10 protein-coding genes are annotated in these 12,438 nt (G+C 33.5%); 9 read left to right on the top strand and 1 reads right to left on the bottom strand.

Translation table 11 applies throughout. The features are described 5' to 3' along the window. Nucleotides 1-6 precede the first annotated feature (6 nt). Nucleotides 7-1,326, top strand: coding sequence for a RagB/SusD family nutrient uptake outer membrane protein (locus JOE44_RS23420; protein WP_209788246.1), 1,320 nt, complete (start codon nucleotides 7-9; stop codon nucleotides 1,324-1,326). 79 nt (nucleotides 1,327-1,405) lie between these two features. After that, a complete protein-coding gene (locus JOE44_RS23425; protein ID WP_209788249.1) occupies nucleotides 1,406-2,167 on the top strand; it encodes a LytTR family DNA-binding domain-containing protein in 762 nt (253 codons plus the stop codon). 55 nt (nucleotides 2,168-2,222) lie between these two features. Here the strand turns inward: JOE44_RS23425 and JOE44_RS23430 are convergent, their stop codons facing one another. Next, nucleotides 2,223-3,839, bottom strand: a complete 1,617-nt coding sequence (locus JOE44_RS23430; protein ID WP_209788252.1) for a helix-turn-helix domain-containing protein — start codon at nucleotides 3,837-3,839, stop codon at nucleotides 2,223-2,225. A 336-nt stretch (nucleotides 3,840-4,175) separates the two neighbouring features. On the opposite strand from JOE44_RS23430, the gene JOE44_RS23435 reads away from it, so the two are divergent. The 7 genes from JOE44_RS23435 to JOE44_RS23465 all read left to right on the top strand — a co-directional run bounded on the left by JOE44_RS23435 (nucleotide 4,176) and on the right by JOE44_RS23465 (nucleotide 12,426). Continuing rightward, nucleotides 4,176-4,406: a hypothetical protein gene (locus tag JOE44_RS23435; RefSeq protein WP_209788254.1), complete on the top strand. Its 231-nt coding sequence runs from the start codon at nucleotides 4,176-4,178 to the stop codon at nucleotides 4,404-4,406. A gap of 145 nt (nucleotides 4,407-4,551) precedes the next feature. Further along, nucleotides 4,552-6,897, top strand: a complete 2,346-nt coding sequence (locus tag JOE44_RS23440) for a TonB-dependent receptor (RefSeq protein WP_245169848.1) — start codon at nucleotides 4,552-4,554, stop codon at nucleotides 6,895-6,897. Nucleotides 6,898-7,040: 143 nt separating this feature from the next. Beyond that, nucleotides 7,041-7,205, top strand: coding sequence for a hypothetical protein (locus tag JOE44_RS23445; protein WP_165791601.1), 165 nt, complete (start codon nucleotides 7,041-7,043; stop codon nucleotides 7,203-7,205). A 73-nt stretch (nucleotides 7,206-7,278) separates the two neighbouring features. Continuing rightward, a complete protein-coding gene (locus JOE44_RS23450) occupies nucleotides 7,279-8,628 on the top strand; it encodes a radical SAM protein (RefSeq protein WP_209788257.1) in 1,350 nt (449 codons plus the stop codon). A 22-nt stretch (nucleotides 8,629-8,650) separates the two neighbouring features. Continuing rightward, a complete protein-coding gene (locus tag JOE44_RS23455) occupies nucleotides 8,651-9,523 on the top strand; it encodes a hypothetical protein (RefSeq protein ID WP_209788259.1) in 873 nt (290 codons plus the stop codon). A gap of 32 nt (nucleotides 9,524-9,555) precedes the next feature. Continuing rightward, a complete protein-coding gene (locus JOE44_RS23460; protein WP_209788262.1) occupies nucleotides 9,556-10,212 on the top strand; it encodes a DUF2807 domain-containing protein in 657 nt (218 codons plus the stop codon). Between the two features lie 12 nt (nucleotides 10,213-10,224). Then, nucleotides 10,225-12,426: a peptidase domain-containing ABC transporter gene (locus JOE44_RS23465; RefSeq protein WP_209788265.1), complete on the top strand. Its 2,202-nt coding sequence runs from the start codon at nucleotides 10,225-10,227 to the stop codon at nucleotides 12,424-12,426. The last annotated feature ends 12 nt before the right edge of the window (nucleotides 12,427-12,438 follow it).

Here is a 12,438-nt window from a genome sequence, read left to right on the forward strand (position 1 = left end):
GAAAAAATGAGAAAAATTACAACAATCATAGCGCTTACAGCAATCAGCCTTATCAATATCGGATGCGACAGGTTTTTAGATATTCAGCCTGAAGGTAAAGTCATTCCTGTTACAGCTGAAGACTACCGAAAAGTACTTACGTCAGCCTATTCAAAATACCCTGTTCACAAATCGTTGGTAGCCCTTCGTACTGACGAGACAAGTATTGATGATAATGGAGTAGATTTTATTTCTTATCGTGAAATTGCGATGTGGAAAGATTCTAACTATGACTCTACCTCTGCGGAACTTCCTTGGTTAAGTTTTTATAACGTAAACTTCTATCTGAATCAGATCATCAATGAAGGAAGTAAAACCATGCAGGATTCTCCTGAGAAAAATCAGATTTTAGCAGAAGCTTATGCTTTGCGTGCTTACCTGTATTTTGATTTGGTGAATTTATATGGAAAGCCATACAACAGTGCTACGGCTTCTACAGACAGAGGTGTTCCTATTAATCTTGAAATTGATCTTGAACAGGTATTGAAGCCATCTTCAGTACAGGAAGTATACAGTCAGGTTCATTCTGATCTTAAAAAGGCAGAAGGTTTGATGGTAGAGCAGAACCAGGCATTGGGAGCAAATTACAGATTCTCAAAAACGGCATTGCTGGCTTTTGAAGCAAGAACAGCTCTATACGAAGGAGACTGGAACAAAGCCTTAAACTATGCAGATCAGGTACTGGCGGTAAAAGGAGATTTGAGCAATTTAAATACAGTAAATACACCTCCCAACCATTATGCTTCCCCGGAATCTATTATGGCTCTTGATAATACATGGGATAACTCTATAAAGAACCTGTCTTTTGCCTCTCCGGAACTTATTTCTTCCTATAATATGATCTCAGATAAAAGGTTTGGCATGTATTTTGAGAAAAATGGTAGTAAGTATAAAGTCACCAAAGGAGGAAGTTTAGAATTCAAGGTATCTTTCAGAACAGCAGAGCAATACTTTATAAAATCTGAAGCATTATTAAAGCTGAATAAACTGACTGAGGCTAAAGAAACCCTTCTTAAAGTAATGAAGAACAGATATACTCCGGAAGGATATACTTCAGTACAAAATGCCGTGTCTTCAATGGATTCTACAGCATTTATGAACTTTATCCTGGATGAAAGATTTAGAGAATTTGCTTTGGAAGGCCAGAGATGGTTCGATTTAAGAAGAGCAAATCAGAAAAAAATAAGCCACACTATTAGTGGTAAAGAATATATTCTTCAGCAGAATGACCCGCGATATACCATTGAATATCCAATGAGCGCGAAGAAGAATAATCCTAATTTATAAAACTTCATATCAAATTCAATACAGATGAAACCGCTTGAGCTTAATTGTTCTAGCGGTTTTTTTGTACTTTTGCACCGTTATGAAAATTGCCATTATAGAAGATGAGCTGTTGGCTGTGAATTATCTGAAAAATCTTTTAGATACACAGCGCATAGTCCCTGTTACAGAGACTGTTATTCTTCGTTCCAAAAAACAGGCAATTGATTTCTTTGAAAAAGATTCGGCGGATCTCATCTTTATGGATATTCATCTTGGGGACGGGATGAGCCTGGAGATTTTCGAACAGGTAGAACTTTTTACCCCAATTATTTTCATTACCGCATTTGATGAATATGCCATGAGAGTCTTCAGGCATTTTACTATTGATTATCTTCTGAAGCCTTTTGAAGAAGAAGATTTGCATAAAGCTTTACAGAAATTTATCTCCATAAGAAACAATTTTGACCCTGAGCCGGTATTGAAATCCATTTCTTCATTACGACAGGCTGATGATGAGGTGATGAAACGTTTTATGGTAAGAGAAGGAAATAAACTGAAATCAATAGACGAGCATAACACGGCCTATTTTTTTGCTTCGGGGAAATACCTTTTCCTTACCACAAAAGACCATCAAACCTATATTTTTGATGATACCATCAAGGATATTATTCAGAAATTGAATCCTGAGATCTTCTTTAAAATAAACCGTAAATTTATCATTAATAAAGAAGCGGTTTCCGAAATTATCAAGCATTCCAGCCAAAAAGTAGAACTTAGACTTTCTCCTGAACCGGAAGTGAATAGCGAAGTTTTCATCAGCAAAATGCAAATTGCCGAATGCTTGAACTGGCTGAACAGGTAATGCTAAACGCTCTTATAAATAACTTCCTTACAGATTACAGAAGCCGTACTGTTTTCTAATTTTCCTTATTGAGACGACTAAGGAAATAGGTAGGTGGAATCTGATATTTTTCCTGAAAATTTTTGGTGAACGTTTGGGTTGTATTATAGCCTGCATTTTCAGCGGTTTCCTGAATGCTGATATACCTTGTTTTGGGTTTGTTTTTCCATTCAGAAACAATATAATCCAATCGTAATTCATTCAGATACTCATTAAAGCTTTTTTTCTTATAAAAATTGATAATCCTGGATAGATAAACCGTATTGGTACCACACAATTTAGACATGCTGGCAAGTGAGATATTCTTTTTAAGAAATTGCTTGTCCTTTTCAAAGTCTGACAATACCTTCAGAACATTTTCAACCTTTAAAGGGTTTATTCCCAGTTGATCATCAAGAATATTTTCTTTACTTTCTGCCATCAGAACTTCTTCATGAACCGGAGTTTCTTCATCCTTATTTTCCATAAATTTTTCATAAAGGATCTTGAAATGTCTTTTCTTTTGATAGTATTTAATCAGCAATACCGTTAAAACTGTAATCAGTATAAGCCCAACGCCGATGAGGATAATATAAATAAGTCTTTCCCATTTCATTCTATTCTCCAGCATTTCTTTCTCATCAAACAGCTTTTTTGTGTCGTATTCTTTGTTTAAAGTGGAGTTAAGGTATTTATAATCTTTCTCATACGCACGATCCAGAAGAATCAATTTGTTAATGTACTCCAGCTGTTTCCTGCTGTCATTATTTTCTGAATAATAATTGATAAGCATTTCAAAAGCAGGTCTGAATCTTGGATCTAATTTTTTAGTTTCATTATACTCTTGGTCCAGCAATAAAAAATAAGGTAAAGCTTCTTCTTTTTTATTCATTTTCCAGAAAGACATTCCCAGATAATATTTATCAGTAAGGTGTTTCCATGAGTCATTGTAGGACTCTATTGCTTCCTGAAGTTTTGCAGCGGCCTGATCATATTTTCCTTGGTAATAAAAATCGGTTCCCTGTGATGATGTAAAATAGGCATTGTATTCCTGAAAGCCCGGATGGGTTTCTATAAAGTCTTTTCCTTCCCGGATCAGGGACTGATTGATTTCAAAATTAGATAAATACGTATTGGTTTCTATAAGAGCAATTAAAGAATAGAGATAGTAATATTTATAATTAGTATCCCCGATTTTCTCATTATTATTTCTGAAGAATGCCACACAATTCATCAGCAGTTTATTAGCATCCTGATAGAGTCCCAGATAAGATTTGGTTTGTGCAATCTGATATTCCGTATTATGAATCAGATAAGGGTCTTTATTCTTTTTGATATAATCATAGCCTTTAAGAAATGCATCGAGTGCTTTGGGATAGTTCTCATTGCTGATGTAAGACATCCCCAGGGATAAATAACTGTCTCCAATAATGTCAATGTTATTTATTTTTTTTGCGATCATTAATATGCTGTCTCCATATTTAATCTGCTCTTCTCCTCTTTTATTAAAAGTAGCCAAAACATACCCCCTTCTTATCTTCTCAAGGTTATTTTCTTTCCGTGCTTTTTGAATAAATCGGGTAATATATTTCCATTGTTCCTCTGGATTATTTTCTATTTTTTTGATGGCCAATTCCAGCTCAGGGTAATTCATATTACCAAATTCTTTTTGATTGTGTTGAGCGGGGAGGAAAAAAAACATTCCAAAAAGAAAAAAAATGAGAAAAATATACCTTAAATGATTCATTTGTATTTATAAAACAAGATAAAAATAAGTAATTTTTTATTAAATCAGGTATTAAATTACAATTGATTGAAAATCAAATTTTTGTATTTATGGTTTTTATGAAAATATAAATTTTTTTTATGATTTTATTGTCTTTTTTTAAGTATAAACGCTCTTTTTTTACGCTATTAATGCTTTAGATAATTGTAAATTTTGCAAATTCTATTTTACCTCTATATATTTCCACCACAAAAACTGATTATTATGGAAAAGATGAATTACTATTTAGCTCTGATCTTACTTTTATTTTTATTAAGCTCATGTAGGGATGAAAATGAATTAGATACTATGGAGCCCGCAAAGATGAATTCTAAAGAAATACTAAAAGGAAGTAAAAACTCACCTGAATTATATAAGATCATTAAGAGTGATACAATATCCGTTCCTAACAACATAGACGAAGAAGACCCTAAAAATACACCTCCGAAAAAATAGAATGTACTCTTCTGCCTTTAACAATACTTGATGTTGTAAAAGGATGGAGGACTGAATATCCCTACACGAGAGTATTGCAATTATTTTACTGAATAATAATATGTTAAAATTCCATTCTTCATTTTATTTCTTTCCCTTTTTTTTCATGTCGGCTTTCTCATATGCACAAAGTATATCCGGGAAACTATTGGATAAGGATCAAAAAGCCATTCCATATGCTGAAATTACAGCAGGAAAGGACGGGATAAAACGAATGGCGATGAGTGATGAAAATGGAGAATTTATGGTAAGCCTTCCTGAAAATGGTAAATATTTACTGGAAGTTCTTCAAAATGAAACAGTAGTTTACAGTAAAATTAGCATTGTAGATGGAAACATACATTCAGATTTGATTGTACAGGCCGCAAAAGAAACAGATATCAAGGAAGTAAAACTAACCGCGAAAAAAAGATTAGTAGAAAGAAAAATTGACCGCCTGGTTTTTAATGTGGAAAATTCTGTTTCAGCACAGGGAGGAGATGCAATGGATGCTTTGAAACTGACTCCCGGAGTCAGGATTCAGGGTGACGAAATAAAACTGTCAGGGAAAAGTTCCGTCAAAGTAATGGTTAATGACAGAATTATACAATTATCCGGTGATGATCTTTATAATTATTTGAAATCAATTCCTGTGGCAAACATCCGGAAAATTGAAGTCATTACAAATCCACCGGCACAATATGATGCGGAAGGAAATAGCGGACTTATCAATATTCAATTGAAAGAAGCGACGCAGGATAACTGGAAAGTAACCCTACGATCAGTGTATCAGCAGGCAACTTATGCTACTTTTTTACATGCAGTAGGATTAACCTATAAAAAAGATAAATTTTCTGCTTTAGTTGATCTCAACTATCAGTATGGGAAAAATATGTATACCAACGATATTAATTATTATTACCCTAACGAACATTGGAATAATAATATTTATAACCGGAATCATCAGAAAAATTTGGGAATAGTAATGAACTTAAAGTACAACCTTACCAAAAGAAGTAGCATTGGAACACAGCTTATCAGCTCGTTCTCAAATAATACGTCTGATGAGTTCAATAATAATTTCAGCAGAAATTATACAGATGGTGCGGTGATTAAAAACTATAAGACAGAAGGAATGTCATCCGGAAAACCCAAAAACGTTTCTTTGAATGTCAATTATACACTGGATCTTGATGATAAAGGGAAAAAGTTTTCAGTAGATGCCGATTATTTTAATGGAGTATCCCCGAAAGATAATAATTTCAGCTCCCTTTTACAGGATTTTGTGGGGAATTCCAGTGAAAATCAGTTGGCTATTAATAATTCTCATCAGGATATTAAAAATTATTCCTTGAAAGCAGATGTTGAGCTTCCGGGCAGCTGGGCAGATTTTGCCTTCGGAGTAAAAGCCACTTCTACTACGACAGATAATAAGGTAGACTCAAAATTTTATAACAAGATTGATGAGAGCCTACTTTCATCACAGGCAGATCATTTCCTGTATAAGGAAAATATGCAGATGATTTATATAAGTGTATTAAAGCATTTTGGTGAAAAATGGGATGTAAAAGCAGGACTTCGCGGTGAGAATACACAAACCAATGCCAATTCTTTTTCTGTAAATCAGGAAATAAAGAGAAATTATTTTAAGATTTTTCCTACGGCTTATGTTTCTTTTAAACCCAATGAAGATCATGTGCTGTCACTGAATTTCGGAAGGAGAATTCAGAGACCGGGATTTTGGGAAATGAATCCGGCAAAATGGTATATTAGTCCCAAGTCATATACAGAAGGAAATCCCTTTCTGCAGCCGGCATATAGCTATAATATAGAATTTAATTATTCCTATAAGAGCTTACTGAATCTAAGTCTGTATAATAGTAATAAACGTGATGGCTATGGGCAGGTAACGGTACATGATATCATGAATGATTCCCAGGCTTTTAAAAGATTGAATTATTTTGATTCGAGCTCTTTAGGAGGATCTTTGACATTCAATTATGATCTTTTCAGCTGGTGGAATACCGCAACGGAAGTATCGGCCTATTATAATGAGCTGAATCCGAAGATCGATTTATTTTCAAACTTTTATTCAGGCTGGGGAGGATATACAACATCTACCAATACCTTTTCTCTGAATAAGAAAAAAACATTTTTAGCAACCCTTTATTATGAATATAATTATCCGGCGGTACAAGGGATTATAAACAGTTCCTCTTCGTCAACGTTAAATATCGGGTTTAGGTCTTTGCTCTTTAATAAGAAATTAACGGTAGGGCTGAATTTTGATGATATTTTCAGAAAAAATCTCACCCTGTATAGCAACAGATCTCAGGACATTAATCAAACCTTTTTACAATATTATGACACCAGACAGTTTAGAGTTTCACTAACCTACAAATTTGGAAGTACTAAATTATCTATGGAAGAAAGAGAAACAGGTAATCAGGATGAAAAAAACAGATCAAATTAAGATTTATCAGATGAAGTAATTTGTAGAGTACTATACAAATGAAACATTTATAAATACCCCTTGCAAGGAAAGTGTGAAAAAGTCTAAAGAATTATACACTTCAAAAACTATGATTCTACATCTAATTCTTAAAATTAATTAAAATGAAAAATTCAAAATTACAAAACCTGTTGACTAAAATTTCAGCAGATGTGACTACACTAAAAGAAGGAGAATTATCTTCAATCAAAGGAGGAAACGCGGCAGCAAATAATACAGGCTGTGGAAATACTGGTTGTACAGTAAAGCCAAACGTAAAGACTCTATAATTCCAAAATGACCGAATGTGTTTAATGTCAGAAAACTATGAACACTTTTTCTTTTAATTCTAAAAGTGAACTAATGAACTATAAATTATCTCATTATACAGTCTCTACGCAAGTTTCGGAAGATAAATACACCATCTTTTCAACGAGAAGCTGTAAAGTACTTCTTCTACAGAAAGAGAATTTCGATTTTCTGATAGAGGGAGATTTTGATAAAATTGATGCAGATATAAAAAACCAACTTATTACTGCTCTTATTTTAGTGCCTTCTTTCGAAGATGAATTAATGGAAATTGTTGAAGAAAATAAAATGATGATTTCAAGCAACGATGTGTTGTATCAGGTTATTCAGCCTTCTTCAAACTGCCAGCTAGGTTGTGATTACTGCGGACAGCAGCATACCAAAAACGATCTGCAGGCTAAAGATTATGAAAAACTTATTGAACGATTAAAACATAAGCTTTCTTTAAAAGATTACAAGGCACTGTTCATCGGCTGGTTTGGAGGTGAGCCTCTGATGAGTTTGCATACGTTGAGAAAAGTGTCAGAAAAATTAAAAGAAATAACTTCTGATTTAGGAATCGGTTATGGTGCTAAAATGACAACTAATGGGTTAGCGCTTAAAAAGAATATATTTTTGGAATTGGTTAATCAACACCATGTCGGGGCAATAGAAATAACATTGGATGGTACCGCTGAATTTCATGATAAAAGACGTTTTGTGAAGTCTGGAGAAAACTCATTCGATCTTATTTTTAAAAACCTGGTTGATATTTTCAGTATTGAAAATTATAAAGAACTTGGAGTTAAAATTTCCATAAGATGTAATGTAGATAAAAGCAATTATCAGTCTGTAGTTCCTTTATTACAACTGATGAGTGAACATGGTTTTCAGGATAAGATTTCCCATTTTTATGTGGCTCCCATCCATTCCTGGGGAAATGAAGCACATCTTGTATCCCTGGAAAAAGAAGTGTTTTCTGAAAAAGAAGTAGAATGGATTATAGAACAATATAGATACGGTTTTTCACCTTCCATTCTGCCCCAAAGAAACCATGAAGTATGCATGATTACCAATCCTGATGCAGAATTAATAGATGCGTATGGAAATATTTACAACTGTACGGAGGTTTCCTATGTTCCTTCCTATGAAGAGACAGCTCATAAACTTGGAAATATAAAAGATATTGAAGTGAACCAGAAGTTCAGTACACTTCATTTACAGGACTGGAATGATATCGTTCTTACCAATCAGGAAGGATATCCTTGTTATACCTGTAAGATGTTTCCGGTTTGTGGAGGCGGATGTCCAAAATCTTGGGAAGAAGGAATAGTAGCCTGTCCTGCCAATAAATTCAATATTCAGGATAAACTTGCCATTAATTATATTATTCAGGAAAAAGGCACAGAATATTTAATCAGTTGACACTATGGAAAATAATATATATATGATAGAACTTTTACAGCAGCATAAAGACCTCATATCTACCAATTTAAAGCATTATAAGGATGATTTCATTTTTGAAAGTGAAATGGAAAAACTTATCAATATCGTATGTGAGGATAAGGAAGCTTTCAATTTTTACAGTCTCAATTATCATGAAGCTTTAAAAGAAGGAAGGGCCGGAAATATACAAAAAGCAGAAATGCTGATTGTACGTGCTAAAAAATATATTGATTTTGATTCATTGCAAGCAAAAGAAAAAGATTTGTATGGGTTAATCAGCTTACCTATCCATGCTTTCTTAAGTTATAAAAGGTCCAATTATACATTGGCTAAACAGCAGACTCATGAAACCATGTTGTTTGATGAGAAGCTTGAGCAATACAATCCTTCAATGTTTTACCATAAAATTCAGCAATTGCATAATATTTCAAGAGTTGAAATGAAGGAGAATAATAATGAAAATGCAGTCGGGATTTTTAATTTATTATACAGAAGTTTATTGCTTTCAGAAGAAGTACATTATCTGGATATTAAATTTTCCTATCAGGACAGTTCCGAATCTCTGAAAAAATTAAGAAAACTGATGCTGGCTCAGGTTACCAATGAATATATTCCTTTTCTGGATCGTCTTGATAACAGAGCTGAAATCTTATACCAAACTTTTAGTGAAGTACTTAATAATCAAACCGCTGTAGATGATGAATTGATGAGCTTTGTATATTGGGTAAAACTCAAGTGGAATAGTATTAATCAGGAAGAATGGAATAAAGATCTTATCAAAAATTTCATAAGAAGTTCTGCAGATTTTACTTCTTCAATACCCATAGATTCATTGCTTGAAGATGCAGGAAAAGAGAAGCCACAGCTGATGTAAATATGATATATTAACACTTTAATTCTATTTTTATGACAAGTTTAATGACAACACAGGCTACAAAAGAAGAAAGATTGAAAGATATTCCTGTAAAAGAAATAAAAACGGAGAGAATTGCCAATCTATACCTGTCGCAGGGAGAAAGTTTCTCTTTGGTCATAGAAGCTGATAAAGAACAGCAGCAGAATATTAAAATTTACAGGGATGGTGATCATATATTGATTTATACCCATGAACAGACTGAAGAAATGAAAACCTGTAACGTGTATATAACAATTCCATATACTACAGAAGAAATTGCTGTAAATGCCTTTCAGACCGGAACTGTTTCTACCGGAGCAGACCTTATCATAAATTCTTTACAGCTCAATTTTAATGTGGTGGGAACTACTAACCTGGGGATCATTTCTGATAAATTAGTTTATACCGGAAATTCTGTGTCCAATAGTACAATAAAAGGAAAAGCTGAAAAATTGAATCTGTCATTGAAATCGGCAACTGATTTTAATGCAGAAAAACTATCAGTTCAGTATTTAAATCTGAAAACAGACTCTTTGGTTAATGCTGATTTTAATGTAGAAAATACCTTGAGTATGAGAAGTAATAATTCATTTAATGTCAATATTACAGGGAATCCTGTAAAAATAAAAAAGCAACTGGATGCTCTTTCAACAGTAACTTTTAAATAATTCTATTTATTTATGAATTTTGTTCCTCAACATGACCAAATGGATTGTGGCCCTGCATGTTTAGCTATGATAGCTTCTCATTATGGGGTGGATTTTACATTACAGTATCTGAGGGACAAAAGTTTTATTACCCGCGAAGGCGTTTCATTATTAGGAATTAGTGAAGCAGCTGAGAAAATAGGATTCAAAACGGTGGCTGCAAAATCACAGATAAAGAATTTGAATAATTCTCTTTTGCCTTGTATCCTTCATTGGAACCAAAATCATTTTGTTATTTTATATAAAATTTCAAAAAATGTATTGACCGGAAAACCTGTTTTTAAAATTGCAGATCCGGGACACGGTTATATTGCCTTATCAGAAGAAAAGTTTGAAAAAAACTGGATTTTTGATGAGGATAAAGGAGTCGTTCTTTTCCTGGAACCCACAGAAGATTTATACCAGCAGAATCCGCCAAAAGAAAAAAAATTATCAATAAAATTTCTGTTAAACCATCTGAAGCCCTATAAAAAACAAATGCTTCAGATGTTACTGCTTTTGCTCTTCGGCACCGTTACTACTCTGGTATTTCCTATTCTTACTCAGAAATTAATGGATGAAGGGGTGAGTAAGAAGAACCTTTCGGTTATCTCCTATATATTGATTGCCCAATTAGCCTTTTTCTTTGGAAATATCATTTTTAATATATTCCGGAACTGGATCATGCTGATTGTAGGAACCAATATTAACATCCGTATTATTTCTGATTTTCTGAAAAAATTGCTGAAGCTGCCCATAAAGTTTTTTGATACTAAACTCATGGGAGATTTTAATCAGAGAATACAGGATCATGAACGAATAGAAACTTTCCTGACTTCACAAAGTCTGATTACCTTGTTTTCTGCCATTACCTTTTCAGTTTTTTTTGCCGTACTCTGGTATTATGATGTTACCATTTTGGTGGTATACATCATCTTAACACTTGTATCAGTAATCTGGTCTTTATTCTGGATGAAAAAAAGAAAAATCCTGGATTATTTCCGTTTTCAGCAAAGAAGTGAAAATCAGGAATCCATCTATGAAATTATCAATGGAGTATCTGAAATGAAACTGAATCAGTTTGAAAACTATAAGCGTGAAAAATGGGAAGAAATACAGCAGAAACTGTTTAAAACAAATATAAGAATACTAAAGCTGGATCAGGTACAGCTTTCAGGGTTTGAATTTATCAATCAGTTAAAAAATATTATTGTCACTTTTCTGGCAGCATCTTTTGTGGTCAAAGGAAGCATGACTTTAGGAGAGTTATTAAGTGTTTCTTACATTATAGGGCAGATGAATTCTCCGGTAAATGAGCTGATTCAGTTCTTTCGTTCTTTACAGGATGCCAAATTAAGTTTATCCCGTTTAAATGAGGTTCAGGATCACCCTGAAGAAGAAAAAGAAAATCATGTTCCTTTACTTAGTAAAAAATATACCGAGCAGAATGGAATACAGAGAGGAGTTTATTTCAAAAATGTTTCTTTCCAGTATGAAGGGCCCAGATCTCCTTATGTCTTAAAAGATATTGATCTCTTTATTCCCGAAGGTAAAGTAACTGCAATTGTGGGAGCGAGTGGGAGCGGGAAGAGTACTTTAATGAAAATGTTTTTAAAATTTTATGAACCTGTAAATGGAGAAATTTATTTCAATCACTTAAATAGTAAAGACATTTCTCCGAAAGATTTACGGAAAAACTGCGGAACCGTTATGCAGGATGGCTTTATATTTTCGGATACCATAGAAAGAAATATTGCTGCAGGGGATGAAAATATCGATTATGATAAACTTGAAAAAGCCTTAACAACAGCTAATATAAAATCATTTGTTGAAGAACTTCCATTAGGACTTAAGACCAAAATCGGAGCTTCCGGAAATGGGATTTCTGGGGGACAAAAACAAAGAATACTTATAGCAAGAGCAGTCTATAAAGATCCAAAATTTATTTTCTTTGATGAAGCTACTTCTGCTCTTGATGCCGATAACGAAAAAGTGATACATGATAATCTTCAATCTTTTTTTCAGGGCAAAACAGCTGTTATTGTAGCACACAGACTTTCCACAGTAAGAAATGCGGATCAGATTATTGTATTAAAACAGGGAAAAATTGTTGAGCAGGGAAGTCATAAAGAACTTGTTTCTAAGAAATCCGATTATTATCATCTCGTAAAGAACCAGTTGGAACTTGGAGATTAACAAAAAAACCTC

The sequence above is a fragment of the Chryseobacterium sp. PvR013 genome (assembly GCF_017833095.1).
GTDB classification, from domain to species: Bacteria; Bacteroidota; Bacteroidia; order Flavobacteriales; family Weeksellaceae; genus Chryseobacterium; species Chryseobacterium culicis_A.